This window comes from Salegentibacter maritimus, from assembly GCF_016236975.1.
In the GTDB taxonomy this organism is placed as follows: Bacteria; Bacteroidota; Bacteroidia; order Flavobacteriales; family Flavobacteriaceae; genus Salegentibacter; species Salegentibacter maritimus.
The window spans coordinates 126,873-142,996 of record NZ_JAEHNY010000007.1; the positions used below are offsets into that span (position 1 = coordinate 126,873).

A 16,124-nucleotide genomic window follows, 5' to 3' on the forward strand; every position below is an offset into this window, starting at 1 on the left:
GGAGTTACTATCTTTCAGCCTAATTAATTTACAAGAACCTTAACATTGAAAGATATGTCTCAGCAAGAAGATGATAAAAATAAAGAGGAGTTTTCTAATGAAGCTGCCAAAAATTCTGAAAAAACTCGGAATAACGAAAAGCAACAGGTAGAAAACCGGGATGAAAATGTAGCAGAACAATCATTTTCTGAAAAGTCTGAAAACGAAACAACCAAGCCCACAGATAATACGGTGGTTGAACCTGCAGAAACTGCTTCTGAAATCAAAACTGAAGACGATAAACTGGAAGATGCCATGATTGCAGAAGCCAGTGATAAAAAGAACACTTCAGAAGAAAATAAAGCCAATAGCGAAGAAGATGATGATAATGATGCTATTCTGGAGGAAAGCCGAAAACAAACCCGGCCGCAAGAAGAAAATCAGTCTGAATCTGAAGTAGAAAATAAGACTCTTGAAGATGATAATGATGATCATGAAAAAACTTCTGAAGAGGAAGAAAGAGACTCTAAACACCATCAGGAACATATAGATAACTCGGTTGCCGAAGATAGTGAAGATGAATCTAAGGCAGAACGGCACAATATTCCGAAGAAAGATTACCATGCGATGAGCAAAGAGCAATTGGTAGATGAATTTGAAACTTTGCTTAAAAATGAAAAGGTACAGGCCATTAAAGATCACGTTATTGAAATTCGTGCCGAATTTAATGCCAAGTTTAATGAAGAGGAAGAGGAGAAGAAAGAAGAATTTCTTGCCGATGGCGGTAATATTATAGACTTCCACTACTCTACCCCACTTAAAAAGCGTTTCAATTCCCTTTATTTTGATTATAGGGAGAAACGCAATAATTATTATAAGCAACTTAAACAAGACCTTAATAAAAATCTTTCCAAACGCCTGGAAATTATTGAAGAGTTAAAGGGGCTTATAGATGTGGAAGAAAATATAAATACCACCTACAAGCATTTTAAAGATCTTCAGGACAGCTGGCGCGTTGCGGGACCAATTCCAAGAGAAAAATACAACGATGTTTGGAACACTTATCACCATCATGTAGAGAATTTTTATGATTTTCTTCATTTAAACCGCGAGTTTAGGGATCTGGATTTTAAACACAATTTAGATCAAAAATTAAAGGTTATTGACCGCGCTGAGGAATTAGCACAGGAAAATGACATAAACCGTGCGTTTAGGGAGCTGCAAATGCTTCATAAAATGTGGAAAGAAGAACTTGGACCTGTTGCCAAAGAATTTCGGGAAGATATCTGGAACCGATTTAGCAATGCTACCAAGCAAATCCACGATAAACGCCAGGAGTATTTTAATACCTTAGATGAGCGTTACGAAGAAAACTGGAAAGCCAAGCAGGCTATTATCGAAAAGATAAAAGCAATTGCAGCTGAAGAATATAAAGGCCATAACAAGTGGCAACAGAAGATTAAAGAGATTGAAGCACTAAGGGAAGCGTTCTTTAATGCAGGTAAGGTTCCACGCAATAAGAATGAAGAAACCTGGACTGATTTTAAACAAAGTGTTCGCCGATTTAACCGTAATAAAAATGCTTTCTATAAGAACCTTAAAAAGCAACAATACGATAATCTCGAGAAGAAAAAAGAGCTTATTCAAATTGCTGAAGACAACAAGGATAGTGAGGATTTTAAAACCGTGACGCCTTTAATGAAAAAAATACAGGCAGATTGGAAGAAAATAGGCCATGTTCCAAGAAAAGATAGCGATAAGGTTTGGAAACAGTTTAAAGCAGCCTGTAATCACTATTTTGAACGCCTGCACGAAACGCGCAAAGAAGAGAACAAAGAAGAATTTGAAGCTTTCGACAAGAAAAAAGACCTCCTGGAACAGGTTAAATCTTTTGAACTTAGTGGCGATAAAAAAGAAGACCTGCCTAAAATAAAACAGTTTATCGAAGACTGGAAAAATTTAGGATCAGTACCTTATAACAAGCGTTTTATTGAAGGAAAATTCAATAAGGCTTTAGATCAACTTTTCAATAAGCTTGATGTAGATCATACCAAGGCCGAAATGCTTAAATATGAAAATAAGGTACAGGCTTTAAACGATGCCGATGACGATAAAAAACTTCGTAACGAACATTATTTCCTAACTAAGAAAATAGAAGAAACAAAGGCTGAAATTAGACAGTTGGAGAATAACTTACAGTTTTTCTCTAATGTAGATGAAGATAACCCGCTGGTACAGGATGTTCATAAAAATATAGCCGCCCAAAAAGAACAGCTTGAGATTTGGAAAGAAAAGCTGCGTAAAATCAAATCACTCTACTAAGCACGGCAGCTATGAATTGTCTTCTTTGTAAGGGAGCAACTAAAAAATCTTGGTCAGATAAAAACAGGGAATTTGTTGAATGCACCCATTGTGGGAGCATTCAACTATTACCTGAATATTATATTTCCAAAAAAGCAGAAGAGGCACGCTACCTTACCCATAACAATGATGTAGAAAACACCGGTTACCAGGATTTTGTTAAACCTATAACTTCCCGTATTCTTCAGGATTTTTCTCCAGAGGATAACGGCCTTGATTATGGTTGTGGAACAGGCCCCGTAATTAGTATTCAATTAGAAAAAGCAGGCTATAAAACTACTTTATACGACCCGTATTTTCACCCCAACAAAGAGGCTCTAAAGTCACAATATCACTTTATAATATGCTGTGAAGTGATGGAGCATTTCTATAAACCGAAAGAAGAATTTAAAACACTGGCATCTCTTTTAAAACCGGGAGGAAAACTCTACTGTAAAACCGCTCTCTATTCAGATAAAATTGATTTTAATAACTGGTATTATAAAAACGACGCCACGCACGTCTTTTTCTATACTGAAAAAAGTTTGAAGTGGATAAAAGAGAATTTAGGTTTTTCAGGCCTGGAAATTAGGGCTGATTCTATTGTTTTTAGTAAATAGACCAAGAAAGCCCTTGATAGTTATTTCTCAAAATTTAGAGCAAAATAAGAATAAAACTGAAGAAGAATTACTTCAACTTGGCCTCGTTCCAAAAGACATCCATTTCAGCCAAGCTCATATCTTTTAAAGCTTTATTTTGTTCTTTGGCTTTCTCTTCCAGATATTGAAATCGGTTTATAAACTTTTTATTGGTTCGTTCCAGGGCATTTTCGGGGTTTATTCCAAGAAACCTGGCATAATTTATCATAGAGAACATCACATCGCCAAATTCGGCTTCCATTTTATCCTTATTGGCTGTATTTATCTCGTGCTGTAATTCCCCTAATTCTTCCTGAAGTTTTTCAAAAACCTGCTCGGGCTTTTCCCAATCAAATCCTACCCCGGCAACTTTCTCCTGAATTCTACTGGCTTTTACTACAGCCGGCAGGGAACGTGGTACGCCTTCCAATACACTTTTTTTACCTTCCTTCAACTTTAGGTTTTCCCAGTTCTTTTTAACTTCGGCTTCATCGGTTACTTTAACATCTCCATAAATATGCGGATGACGGTCTATTAGTTTGTCACAAATACCATTAGCTACATCGGCAATATCAAAATCCTCGCTTTCGCTACCTATTTTCGCATAAAAAACCAGGTGAAGCAACAGGTCGCCCAATTCTTTTCTAACTTCTTCCAGATCTTTATCCAAAATCGCATCTCCAAGCTCGTAAGTCTCCTCAATAGTAAGGTGCCTTAGCGACTCCATGGTTTGCTTCCTGTCCCAGGGGCATTGCTCCCTAAGCTCGTCCATAATAGTTAATAAACGATCAAATGCTTTTAGCTGTGCTTCTCTGGAGTTCATGAAATAAGAATTTTGATTTTGGCAAAAATAAGGATTGCTAATAGGATTTTAGAATCTTAGGCGGGAAATAAATACTTGAAATCGGCATTCTGAATTAATTTCAGAATATAAGCTCATCGAATTCAAGGCTTAAAAAATGCTAAAACAATCCCGAAGCTTCTGGTCAGCAACCTGAAAGCTTGAATAAAGGGAGGAAGACCGGTTTTCACGATATTCCGTTCCAGGAACTCCAATCGGGACAGGCTTCTCAACCGTAATATTCAAAACCTCAACTCTAAAAAATAAAAAAGCCCTTCGTTTCCGAAGGGCTGAATAAAGGGTGGAAGACCGGTTTCGAACCGGCGACCTCCGGAACCACAATCCGGCGCTCTAACCAGCTGAGCTACAACCACCATTTTAATTGCGGTTGCAAATGTAAGCTATTTTAGCAATTTCCCAAAGAAAAAAATCAATATTAAATTGAAATTCAAGTTTATTTTTGAGCAACAATTATAAAAAGCTTTAAACGAACAATTTAGCTAAAAAGTATTTTTTAAATTAAATCGAAAATAGAATCTACAGCAGGGTAGCGTTCTACCGTATAGCCTTCGGCGTGTTCGGTATTAATAAGCCTTCCCAGGTCTCTTGCCCTGTAAGTAATACTTTCTAAAAAGTTACTACTGGAAATTGGCGTTTCGGGCTCCTTGGAATCCTCATCGTAAAACTGGGTTCTGTAGGCTTTTACCGACGCCATCTTTCTATCGATATATCCCGAAATATCAACTACTACATCGGGCTTTAGATTTTTCCATTGAATATAATGATATACATGCTTTGGCCGCCATTCTTGCTGGCTTTCTCCCTCATATATGGTTTCAATTTTACGAAGTCCGCTTAAAAAACACGCATCACTGGTTAGTTTTGCTCCTTTTCCATGATCTATATGCCTATCATCTATCGCATTACACAACACAATTTCCGGACGATATTTTCTTAATATTTTTATTATTTCCAGCTGATGTGCAGCGTTATTCATAAAAAAAGCATCACTAAATTCAAGGTTTTCCCGAACAGAAACGCCTAAAATTTTAGCCGCATTTTTAGCTTCCTGGTCTCTGGTCTCAGCTGTGCCCCGGGTGCCCAACTCGCCACGGGTAAGATCTAAAATTCCTACTTTCTTTCCTCTATCTACTTCTTTTGCTATAGTACCGGCGCAACTTAGCTCTACATCATCTGGATGCGCACCTATAGCCAATATATCTAATTTCATAATATTTACTTTGTCATTTCCGCTGCCGCGGAAATCTAATTTTAAGTTAATCTTTCAAACTTTACATCTCGTATTTCTAAGCTTGTATTTCCTTTAAAGCCTGTCCCAGGTCTTCTATTAAATCTTCCTTCTCCTCTATTCCCACAGAAAATCGCATTAAGCCATCTTTGATTCCCTGGGCTTCCCGTTCTTCAGGAGAAAGCAACCCGTGTGATGTTTTTGCTGGTAAAAGTATAGTTGATTCTACACCCGCAAGGCTCATAGAAGATTTTATAAGTTTTAATTTTTTCTGAAAAAGATCATAATCCAAACCTTCGCGTAATTCAAAAGACATCATCCCTCCAAAACCTTTCATTTGGGCTTTAGCAAGGTTATGATCTGGATGCGATGCTAATCCCGGATAATAAACCCTGGAAATATCCTTATGCTCTTCAAGAAACTTAGCTAATTCAAGCGCATTTTCATTTTGCGCACGCACGCGCAAGCCCATGGTTTTTAAGCTTCTTTCTAACATCCAAACCGTAAAATCACTTAAACTTCCGCCAAAATTCTTAGCCAATTGAAAAACCCTGTCTATATGCTTTTCTGAACCTATGGCAGTTCCCGCAAGAATATCGCTATGGCCACCCATATATTTTGTAGCCGAATGCAAAACAATATCTATCCCAAAATCTATAGGGTTCTGGTTTACCGGCGAAGCAAAAGTATTATCTATCATACTTACCAGGTTATGTTTTTTAGCAATTTCGGCAATTGCTTTTATATCGGTTACGGTAAGTAAGGGATTTGAAGGTGTCTCAATATAAATCACCCTGGTATTCTCTTTTATTTCAGCTTCAAAAGATTCAGGTGTAGCGTCTTTTGTAAAAGAATATTCCATCCCGAATTTCTCAAACTCTTCTGTCACTAAATTACTGGTTCCCCCGTAAAGCGTATTTTGAAACACCACGTGGTCTCCCTTTTGTGCAAAAGCCAAAAGAGCGGTACTTACTGCAGCCATACCGCTACCAAAGATCAAAGCGGCTTCAGCGTGCTCTAAAGCTGCCATTTTTTGAGCTAAAGCTACCTGATTTGGCGTGTTAAAATAACGCGGGTAACGTTTTACCTCTACATCTTCAAAAGCATAAGAAGTAGCCATATATAAGGGCGAAACTGCACCCTTAAACTGCTTGTCTTCCAATTCTCCAATATGGGTACAAATGGTATTTAATCCCGGATTTTTCTTTGTCATTTATAATACATTCAAAATTCGCCCTAATGTAAAAATAAATAATCTAAATACTTCGGGTTTTAAAGCTGTTTCCTGTGTTGAAAGAATTATTTTTTAAAACAAAAGTTAAATAAAGTTAAAGCAATTATCCTATTAATAATTGCGCCATCAATTCTTTATCTTTAAGAAAAATTGAATGATTATGAGTAAAGTAAAAGCATTTGGTGCGCAAGCCAGCGATGCCAATTTAGAAGCCTTAGATATTGAGCGCAGGGAAATAACCCCCAACGATGTAAAGATTGAAATAGACTACTGTGGGGTTTGCCATAGTGATATACACCAGGTTAGAAACGACTGGAAAAATTCTGTATACCCTGTAGTACCCGGGCACGAAATTATAGGCCGTGTTACCCAGGTTGGAGAAAACGTAAACAACTTTAAAGAGGGAGACCTTGTAGGGGTTGGTTGTATGGTAGATTCCTGCCAGGAATGTGATTCCTGTAAGGAAGACCTGGAACAATTTTGTGAAAACGGGGCTACTTTAACTTACAATAGCAAAGACAAACATTTGGGAGGACATACCTTTGGAGGTTACGCCGAACAAATTGTAGTGGATAAAGAATTTGTACTTAAAGTACCGGAAAATATAGACGCTAAAGCTGCTGCCCCATTACTTTGTGCAGGTATTACTACTTATTCTCCATTACGGCATTGGAATGTAAAAAAAGGAGATAAAGTTGGTGTAATAGGCTTAGGCGGACTTGGGCATATGGGAGTAAAATTTGCCCATGCCATGGGAGCACACGTAGTTATGATTACTACTTCTCCTTCAAAATCTGAAGACGCCAAAAAATTGGGTGCCGATGAAGTACTGATCTCTAAAAACGAAGAAGACATGAAAAAACAGGCCGGTACTTTCGATTTTCTGTTGAATACCGTTCCGGTTGGTCATGATATGAATCCTTATGTAGCTTTGTTAAAACGAGATGCCACCATGGTACTGGTAGGAGCCATTGAACCGCTAGACCCGGTGCATGGAGGCGGATTAATTACCGGGCGAAAACGTATTGCCGGTTCGGTAATTGGCGGAATTAAAGAAACACAGGAAATGCTGGATTTTTGTGGGAAACATAATATTGTTTCAGATATTGAAATGATTGATATGCAAAATATAAATGAAGCTTTTGACAGAGTTGTAAAATCTGATGTTAAATATCGCTTCGTAATAGATATGAAATCCCTAAAAAATTAGAGTTTCCAAAAGTTTTAGTAGCATCAAGCTGAAACCTGCCCGGCTAAACGTACGGTAGGTTTCAGCTTCTAATATGCTACTTAGATCTCCGATAGAAATCGGGGCAAGCTATAAAACAAATTCTATATTAGGTGTGAATCAAAAATTACTTTATTAGCACCGCTAAAAGATATAATAGCCCAAGGCTTAGCTCAAAATTAAAATTTGTTTCCAAGCAATGTCTCTTGGGCTTAACCCGAGTTGTGTGCAACCTAAAAAAACGAACAAGTGACAGAATTAGAACTAATAATTGACTTACATAAAAATTCCGAGAGACAAGGACCAGGAAGCGAAAACGACACGCTGAAAGCACTTGAAATTTTGAATTTACCGTCTGACCAAAAATTGAAAGTGGCTGATATTGGTTGTGGTTCAGGTGGACAGACGATTTCACTTGCCAAAAACTTAAACGGACAAATAACCGCAGTTGACTTGTTTCCAGAGTTTTTAAATGAACTCAACCAAAAATCTCAAAATTTAGGATTGACAGACAAAATCTTAACGCTTGAAAAATCAATGGACGATTTGCCATTTACCGAAGGCGAATTTGACCTCATTTGGTCCGAAGGAGCGATTTACAACATTGGATTTGAAAACGGACTTAAAAAATGGAAGGACTATTTGAAAGTCGGTGGCTATTTGGCTGTAAGTGAAATCACTTGGATAACCCAAACTCGACCAAAAGAAATTGAAGAATTTTGGAAATCTGAATATCCAGAAATCAATGTTGCTTCAAACAAAATCAAACAATTGGAAAATAATGGTTATTCCCTTGTTGGGTATTTTTATTTAAGTCAAGACAGTTGGATTGAGACCTATTACAAGCCTATGCAAGCAAGATTTGAGAACTTTCTGAAACGTCACAACAATTCAGAACTTGCAAGAAAAGTAGTTGAAGATAATCAAGCTGAAATCGACTTGTATCAAAAATTCAAGGATTATTACAGTTACGGGTTTTACATAGCTCGAAAAAATGAATAAAAGGCAGCACACAACACTGTATATAGCAAATAGGGCTTTCGGTGGTTTACGCAAGTTCAGTGCTCTTAACAAACACCGCCAAATCGTTGATTTGGCTTTTAAGAATGAATAAATTAAAAACAAAATACAACGTTTTGGCTCAGTGCAAACTTGAAAGTTTATCGCTTTCTACTGCCCTACTTGCCATATACTAACCGTTAGTATACTTTTATAATTCGTCACCCTGATTTAATTTAAGGTGACGATTTTTTTTTCGACAAGTATTTTTACTTGTGTCAACTAAGAAATTAAAAACGCTTTTATAATTAAAAAAGATTTTTCTGTAAGCTTTTTTGTTTGTAGTTAAAAGTCGGTTTTCCCGGCTTAGTTTTTATATTTGTTTAAGGCCGAAAATCGGCATAAAACCTACACAAAAACAAACCACAATGAAACAATTATTTATCAACATAAAAGAACTTCTTCAAATAAGGGAAGACAACATTACCAAATTATCTGGTGCCGAAATGAAAGAGTTGCCAACTATTAAAAATGCCTGGTTGCTTATTGAAAATGATACGATTGCCAATTATGGTGAAATGTCTTCACTACCTAAACTTGAAGTAGATAAAACTATTGATGCCAAAGGAAAGATAATCCTGCCCGGATGGTGCGATTCTCACACGCATATCGTCTATGCCGGCAATAGGGAGCAGGAATTCGCAGACCGTATTAACGGACTTTCATACGAAGAAATAGCTAATCGCGGTGGCGGGATTTTAAACTCTGCCAAAACCCTACAGGAAACTTCAGAAGAAGAAGTCTACCGGCAATCTGCTAAAAGGCTGGAAGAAGTAATAAAACTGGGTACCGGTGCGGTTGAAATTAAATCGGGTTACGGATTAACCGAAGAAGGTGAGCTAAAAATGCTTCGGGTAATAAAAAAGCTTCAGGAAAATTACGCCCTTCCAATTAAAGCAACATTTTTGGGTGCACACGCTATCCCAAGGGAATACAAAGAAAACCCGGATGCTTATATGGACCTGGTAATTGAAAAAATCTTACCAAAAGTTGCCAAAGAAAACCTGGTAGAATATATAGATATTTTTTGTGAAAAAGGATATTTCAGCGTTGATGATACACATAAACTACTTTCAGCAGCGAAAAAATTTAGCTTAAAACCCAAAATACATGTCAATCAATTTCATGCTATTGGTGGTATTCAGGCGGGTATTGAGTATGATGCTTTAAGTGTAGACCATTTAGAGGTAATGCGACCTGAAGATATTGAAAGTTTAAAAGGAACTGATACTATGCCGGTTGCGCTTCCCTCTTGCTCATTATTTCTTAGTATTCCCTACACCCCGGCGCGTAAAATGCTGGATGCAGGATTGCCATTAGCACTTGCAAGCGATTTTAATCCGGGAAGCACCCCAAGCGGAAATATGAACCTGGTAGTTTCCCTGGCATGCATAAAAATGAAAATGACCCCCGAAGAGGCCATAAATGCAGCTACTATAAACGGTGCTTACGCAATGGACCTCAGCAAAACCCACGGAAGCATTACCAGGGGCAAAAAAGCCAATTTTATACTTACTAAAGAAATTCCGTCTTATACCTATCTGCCCTATGCCTTTGGCACTAATGCTATAGAATCGGTTTTTATTAACGGGAAAATTGTAGGCTAATGGAAGTTTTGAAATTATACGCTTACAAAACCATAGAAAAGTTAATTTCCAGAAGAGAAGGCGAGACGCGCTTAGGCGAAAAAATCGCTTTTATTGAAAATCTGGAAGAAATTACAAACAGCAAAGCTAAGTTTGTGCTTGTTGGGATTCCGGAAGATATTGGGATTAGGGCTAATTACGGAAAACCCGGTGCTTCCAAAGCCTGGGAAGTTTTTTTAAGTTCTTTTTTGAATATACAGGAGAATGTTTTTACCAATGCTAAGAATATTTTACTCCTTGGTGAAATTGAGTGTAAAGGCGAAATGCAAAAAGCAGCCAATATAGATGCTAGTGATCCTAATTATTTTGTGAAACTTGGTGACCTCGTATCAGAAATAGATAAAAAAGTAAGCTTGCTTGTAGAAAAAATAGTTGCTGCAGGTAAAACTCCCATAATTATAGGGGGTGGCCACAACAACGCTTTTGGAAATATAAAAGGCACTTCCAGGGCTCTAAAAAACCCGATTAATGTTTTAAACATAGACGCACATACCGATCTTAGAAAATTAGAGCATAGACATAGTGGCAACGGTTTTAGCTTTGCCAAACACAATGGATTCCTGCAGAAATATGCAATTTTTGGTTTACATAAAAACTATACACCTCAATATATTTTTAACGAGTTAAAAGCAAACTCCCATATTAAATTTTGTCTTTTTGACGATCTTATTTCGCAATCCCGCCAGAAAATATTAAGAGCCTTTAGTTCTCAGCTGGAGTTTATAAATAAAGATGCCTTTGGTTTAGAAGTAGATTGCGATGCAATTATAAACTTCCCAAGCAGTGCACAATCGCCTTCAGGCTTCGATCTAAATACGCTTAGAAGTTTTCTTCAACTTAGTTCTAAAGAAAAAAATTGCAAGTATTTACACATTTGTGAAGCTGCTCCTGGATCCCATAATCCGGCACAAGTAGGAAAAGCCCTATCATATTTTGTTACCGACTTTATAGAGAAAACAAACAATTAACCCCTGCCCAAATAAAAAATGTAATTTAAAAATGAAAATAATCGCATACAGTCCAGTTTACGCTACTGATTTTAAAGCTCTAAATATTGCCTGGTTAGAAGAATATTTTTGGGTAGAGCCTCAGGATCAAGAAGTATTAGGAAATCCACAAAAACACATTATAGACCCAGGGGGTACAATTTTTTTAGTAAAAGAAGAAGGAAAAATAATTGGCTGTGTGGCCCTTATGAAAATTGAGGAAGGAATTTTTGAGCTTACTAAAATGGCAATTAGCCCTGAACACCAGGGAAAGAAAATAGGGCAGAAATTAATGGAGCATACCTTAGAGTTTGCAGCCAAACAAAATTGGGATCAGCTTATTATATTTTCAAACCGAAAGCTTGAAAACGCAATCTATATTTATGAGAAATATGGATTTAAAGAAATTCCCATGGGAGAAAACAACCCCTATTCTCGTGGAGACATTAAAATGCGCCTGAACCTTTCTTAAAGTTTTACAAATCTTAAGCTATTTTGGTCGTCGTTCCTTATTTTTAATAGAAAACAACTAAATATGAAATACTTACTAACACTAATTAGCTTTGGAATTTTATTTTCCGGCTGTAAAAATGAAGGTAAAAAAGACGAAAACCCCTTAGCAGAAACAGAAAATTCCTCTAAAATAAGTCAGCAACAAGATGAAGAGGAAACAGCATCTATAAACATTACCCCCATCTCTCACGCTACTGCCGTAATAAATTGGGGCGACGCGACTTTTTATATAGACCCTGTAGGAGGTGCTGAGGCATTTAAAGGAATGGAAAAGCCAGATTTCATTCTTATAACCGATATTCACGGAGACCATATGAGTGCTGAGACTTTGCAAGCTCTAAATCTTAAAGAGATTCCTGTTATTGTACCAAAGGCTGTAAAAGAAAACCTACCTAAGGAATTAGATACAATTTTGGAGACTTTGAAAAATGGAGCTAACACAAAAGTGATGGACTTTAATATTGAAGCCATTCCCATGTATAACTTACCGGAAGACCCTGAGGCTTTTCATACCAAAGGGCGCGGTAATGGATATGTGCTGGAAAAGAATGGTAAGCGGCTTTATATAGCCGGAGATACCGAAGATATTCCTGAAATGCGAAACCTGGAAAATATAGATTTGGCTTTAATTCCTATGAATTTACCTTATACCATGACGGTAGAAGCTGCCGCCGATGGAGTGCTGGCTTTTGCCCCAAAAAAGGTAATTCCTTATCATTTTAGAGGTAAAGATGGTTTTGCTGATATAGAAAAGTTTAAAACCCTGGTGAACAAAGGAAACCCGGAAATTGAAGTAGAAATGTTGGATTGGTATCCAGACAAAGAAAAATAGAAATTCTAAAAAACGAAAACCCGGTGATGAGCCGGGTTTTTTTATTCTTTTTCATTTTTTGATTGAAGCAACTTTTAAGCTTTCAGCCTTATAGGAAGCTTATAATTTTCTACAGATGGATCTAAAACAGTTTTTATCTCTTTATTATTTAAACATTTTTTGATTTTCTTACGGGCCTCAGCGTTTTTTGATCCTACATAAAGCACCTCCATTTCATTTTTACAGTTAAATCTAACTATTAAATAAGCCTCCACATCTTCACTTACTTCAAGATCAATATTTTTTAATAATTGCTGAATCTCCTTATTAAAAGCTACAGAAGTTTCAGTTGATTTTTCAGGAGCAGCGTGAAGTAAAGTTCCGGCGCTAATGGCTAAAGCACATAATACGAATTTTAAAGTTTTCATAATATAAAATTTTAAGGTTATACATATTAAAGACCAACTTAAAACTCTATATGTTACAGGCTTATATTATTTTTAACACACTTTAACAAATAAAAATTAGGCATAAAAAAAACTGTCTAAGGTTTGATATGTTATAACTATCCGGAAAAACTTTCTTATACGTCAAGCTAAACCTATTTCAGCCTCTAAAAATTCTTATCAACTTAGATTCTGAAATAGTCCCGAAAGCTTTCGGGACAGAATGACGAATTGTAAAACTTCTCAGACAGTCAAAATCAAACTTTAGACAGTCCTTATTTAATCAGGATAACTAATCCTGAAAAATATATTATTTAAGTACTTCCTGTACTTTATCTGCTGCTTCCTGGAATTGCACTGCCGAGTGGATCTTAAATCCGCTATCGTCAATTAATTTCTTGGCAATATCAGCATTGGTACCCTGTAAACGTACAATAATTGGCACGTTAACCGCGTCTCCCATATTCTTATATGCATCTACAATTCCCTGTGCCACACGGTCACAACGAACTATACCTCCAAAGATATTTACCAGGATAGCTTCTACTTTCTCATCTTTTAAGATTAAACGAAAAGCTTCTTCTACTCTTTTCGCATCAGCTGTACCACCAACGTCAAGGAAGTTTGCCGGCTCTCCTCCCGCTTGTTTAATAAGGTCCATAGTAGCCATGGCAAGTCCGGCGCCATTTACCATACAGCCCACATTACCATCAAGGTCTACATAGTTAAGTCCAACTTCTTTGGCTTCAACTTCAGTTTGATTTTCCTCACGAATGTCACGCATTTCAGCATAGTCTTTATGACGGAAAAGCGCGTTATCATCAAGGGTTACTTTTGCATCTACTGCAAGAATTTTATCATCACTTGTTTTTAAAACCGGGTTGATTTCAAAAAGTGAAGAATCAGATTTTTCAAATGCTTTGTAAAGCGACATCACAAATTTGGTCATCTCTTTAAAAGCAGCACCGCTTAACTTAAGGTTAAAAGCTATTCTTCTAGCCTGAAAAGGCATTAATCCGGTAGCAGGATCTATCTCTTCGGTAAAAATCAAATGCGGAGTTTCTTCGGCTACAGTTTCAATATCCACTCCTCCTTCGGTAGAATACATAATCATGTTACGTCCTGTGGCACGGTTAAGCAATACAGACATATAATATTCTTCGGGTTCGCTATCTCCTGGATAATACACATCTTCGGCAATTAAAACCTGATGTACTTTTTTACCCTCGGCAGAAGTTTGCGGCGTTACCAGGTTCATCCCAATAATGTCTCCTGCAACTTCTTCAACTTCCTTTAGGTTCTTGGCTAGTTTTACACCTCCACCTTTTCCACGGCCACCTGCGTGTACCTGAGCCTTAATAACGTGCCACCCGGTACCGGTTTGTTCGGTTAACTCCTTAGCAGCGTCTACAGCCTCTTTTGCATTATGCGCAACCAGGCCACGTTGAATACGTACGCCAAAACTGCTTAAAATTTCCTTTCCTTGATATTCGTGTATGTTCATAATCAGCTATTTCTTCAGTATTTTTTATGGTTAGCAAAAGTAACAAATGTATAGCTATTGTACCAATCTTTTTTAGGATATCCCATACTCTTCTATAATCTATTTTTCGGCTAAACTCGCTCGCAACGAGCTCACAAGCTATCTAATTGAAGAAAGTTTTGAATTTCAAGTTGGTAACCCGAGCTACAGAATTTCATTTATCCTGTAAAATTTAGCTTTTTATTAAGGAAGTCATTTTAAAAAAGCAAGCTATTACTGGTATGTAAGCACTATAAGCTTATCGTAGATTTTGCGTGATTTTATATTTTATTAGCACTACTCCCATTACTTTTGCCGCTTGTTAAAATCTGAAACTAGAAATGAATAAAGCACTTTTTGCCCTGGCCATTGGAGGTTTTGGTATTGGAATGACAGAATTTGTAATAATGGGAATCCTCCCGGAAGTAGCTTCGGCATTAGATATTAGTATTCCGCAGGCAGGGCATTTTATTTCAGCCTATGCTTTGGGTGTCGTAATTGGCGCCCCTTTATTAACCGCTTTTGGAAGTAAATGGCCGGCACATAAAACCCTATTTCTTCTTATGCTGTGGTTTACCCTATTTAACTCGCTTTCGGCTTTTGCAAATTCTTATGAGCTTTTATTGGTTTCCCGGTTTTTATCTGGTCTACCCCACGGTGCATTCTTTGGAATTGGTGCTGTAGTTGCCGGGCAATTGGCCAGACCGGGCAAAGCTGCCAGGGCAATTGCTACCATGTTTACGGGCTTAACCATGGCGAATGTTATTGGGGTCCCCCTGGGCACTTATTTGGGACAAAACTTTAGTTGGAACCTTTCCTTTATGTTGGTTGGTGTAGTAGGCTTAATGGCTATTACCAGTATAAAATTATGGATGCCCGAATTACCAAAATCTTCTTCTGAAGGAATAAAAAAAGACCTTAAAGTACTAAAACGCGGTGAACTATGGATGGTTATTTTACTTACTACTATTGGCACCGGGGGCTTTTTTGCCTGGTATAGTTATATTGCGCCATTACTTACCAAAGTGGCCGGCCATCCAGAAGGAATTGTAAGCTATGTTATGATTTTAGCAGGATTGGGCATGGTAATAGGTAACCTTATTGGCGCCAAACTCGCCGAAAGATTTTCTCCTATTTACGCAGTATTGATGAGCATGGTTCTAATGGCTTTAGCATTAATTACCAATGCCTACGTAGCCGAAAATCAAATCGCAATTTTAGTAATGACATTCCTTATTGCTACGATCGCTTTTTGCCTTTCTACGCCTATACAAATGGTTATGATCAACTCGGCTAAAGGTTCAGAAAGCCTTGGATCTTCTATGAACCAAAGCGCTTTTAATATGGGAAACGCTTCGGGAGCTTATTTTGCCGGTCTCCCCATTGCTTTTGGATATAGTTTCACCGCTGCTTCTTTAGTAGGAGCTGTGATGGCAGGAATGGGAGTTTTTATTGCTATAGTTATTATTCTTATTAGAAGAAAAAGAAAAATTGAACTAGCTGCAGTGAGCTAAGAGCCATAAAAGATGTTTTTCTATAATCTTAACAATTTCAAAGAATTCGTTATTTTTGGAGCTTGTGTTTGTGGAAGTTGAAATTTCTCCTCTTTTTTGCCAACTAATTTTTTAGCTG

General features: G+C 37.3%; 14 protein-coding genes and 1 tRNA gene. 9 read left to right on the forward strand and 6 right to left on the reverse strand.

Annotation, left to right across the window (positions count from 1 at the left end):
* Positions 1 to 54: 54 nt before the first annotated feature.
* Positions 55 to 2,301, forward strand: a complete 2,247-nt coding sequence (locus I6U50_RS09290; protein ID WP_198638640.1) for a DUF349 domain-containing protein — start codon at positions 55 to 57, stop codon at positions 2,299 to 2,301.
* An 11-nt stretch (positions 2,302 to 2,312) separates the two neighbouring features.
* Positions 2,313 to 2,939 (forward strand): class I SAM-dependent methyltransferase, encoded by a 627-nt coding sequence (locus tag I6U50_RS09295; RefSeq protein ID WP_198638641.1) that lies wholly within the window; start codon positions 2,313 to 2,315, stop codon positions 2,937 to 2,939.
* Positions 2,940 to 3,006: 67 nt separating this feature from the next.
* Here the strand turns inward: I6U50_RS09295 and mazG are convergent, their stop codons facing one another.
* From mazG to I6U50_RS09315, 4 genes are all read right to left on the reverse strand, one after another.
* Entirely contained in the window at positions 3,007 to 3,780 is a 774-nt protein-coding gene (gene mazG, locus I6U50_RS09300; RefSeq protein WP_193711812.1) for a nucleoside triphosphate pyrophosphohydrolase, read from the reverse strand.
* A 317-nt stretch (positions 3,781 to 4,097) separates the two neighbouring features.
* Positions 4,098 to 4,173 (reverse strand) — tRNA-His (locus I6U50_RS09305).
* A 139-nt stretch (positions 4,174 to 4,312) separates the two neighbouring features.
* The gene (bshB1, locus tag I6U50_RS09310; RefSeq protein ID WP_198638642.1) at positions 4,313 to 5,029 is read right to left on the reverse strand and encodes a bacillithiol biosynthesis deacetylase BshB1; all 717 of its coding nucleotides are present in this window, start codon (positions 5,027 to 5,029) and stop codon (positions 4,313 to 4,315) included.
* Between the two features lie 76 nt (positions 5,030 to 5,105).
* A complete protein-coding gene (locus I6U50_RS09315; RefSeq protein WP_198638643.1) occupies positions 5,106 to 6,260 on the reverse strand; it encodes a trans-sulfuration enzyme family protein in 1,155 nt (384 codons plus the stop codon).
* A gap of 181 nt (positions 6,261 to 6,441) precedes the next feature.
* Here I6U50_RS09315 and I6U50_RS09320 point away from each other — a divergent pair, with 181 nt between their 5' ends.
* The 6 genes from I6U50_RS09320 to I6U50_RS09345 all read left to right on the forward strand — a co-directional run bounded on the left by I6U50_RS09320 (position 6,442) and on the right by I6U50_RS09345 (position 12,545).
* Positions 6,442 to 7,491 carry an NAD(P)-dependent alcohol dehydrogenase gene (locus tag I6U50_RS09320; RefSeq protein WP_198638644.1) on the forward strand — a complete coding sequence of 350 codons (1,050 nt, stop codon included), beginning with the start codon at positions 6,442 to 6,444 and terminating at the stop codon, positions 7,489 to 7,491.
* 267 nt (positions 7,492 to 7,758) lie between these two features.
* Complete coding sequence (locus I6U50_RS09325) at positions 7,759 to 8,511, forward strand: SAM-dependent methyltransferase (protein ID WP_198638645.1); 753 nt, start codon at positions 7,759 to 7,761, stop codon at positions 8,509 to 8,511.
* A 425-nt stretch (positions 8,512 to 8,936) separates the two neighbouring features.
* Positions 8,937 to 10,175, forward strand: coding sequence for an imidazolonepropionase (gene hutI, locus I6U50_RS09330; protein ID WP_198638646.1), 1,239 nt, complete (start codon positions 8,937 to 8,939; stop codon positions 10,173 to 10,175).
* A complete protein-coding gene (locus I6U50_RS09335; RefSeq protein ID WP_198638647.1) occupies positions 10,175 to 11,182 on the forward strand; it encodes a formimidoylglutamase in 1,008 nt (335 codons plus the stop codon). Before hutI ends, I6U50_RS09335 begins: the two co-directional genes overlap by 1 nt.
* Positions 11,183 to 11,213: 31 nt before the next feature.
* Positions 11,214 to 11,672 carry a GNAT family N-acetyltransferase gene (locus I6U50_RS09340; protein ID WP_198638648.1) on the forward strand — a complete coding sequence of 153 codons (459 nt, stop codon included), beginning with the start codon at positions 11,214 to 11,216 and terminating at the stop codon, positions 11,670 to 11,672.
* 63 nt (positions 11,673 to 11,735) lie between these two features.
* A complete protein-coding gene (locus I6U50_RS09345; protein ID WP_198638649.1) occupies positions 11,736 to 12,545 on the forward strand; it encodes an MBL fold metallo-hydrolase in 810 nt (269 codons plus the stop codon).
* A 74-nt stretch (positions 12,546 to 12,619) separates the two neighbouring features.
* Here the strand turns inward: I6U50_RS09345 and I6U50_RS09350 are convergent, their stop codons facing one another.
* Positions 12,620 to 12,952 (reverse strand): hypothetical protein, encoded by a 333-nt coding sequence (locus I6U50_RS09350; protein WP_198628112.1) that lies wholly within the window; start codon positions 12,950 to 12,952, stop codon positions 12,620 to 12,622.
* 328 nt (positions 12,953 to 13,280) lie between these two features.
* A complete protein-coding gene (sucC, locus tag I6U50_RS09355; RefSeq protein WP_193711821.1) occupies positions 13,281 to 14,474 on the reverse strand; it encodes an ADP-forming succinate--CoA ligase subunit beta in 1,194 nt (397 codons plus the stop codon).
* A 359-nt stretch (positions 14,475 to 14,833) separates the two neighbouring features.
* On the opposite strand from sucC, the gene I6U50_RS09360 reads away from it, so the two are divergent.
* Positions 14,834 to 16,006 carry an MFS transporter gene (locus I6U50_RS09360; RefSeq protein ID WP_198638650.1) on the forward strand — a complete coding sequence of 391 codons (1,173 nt, stop codon included), beginning with the start codon at positions 14,834 to 14,836 and terminating at the stop codon, positions 16,004 to 16,006.
* Positions 16,007 to 16,124 lie beyond the last annotated feature (118 nt).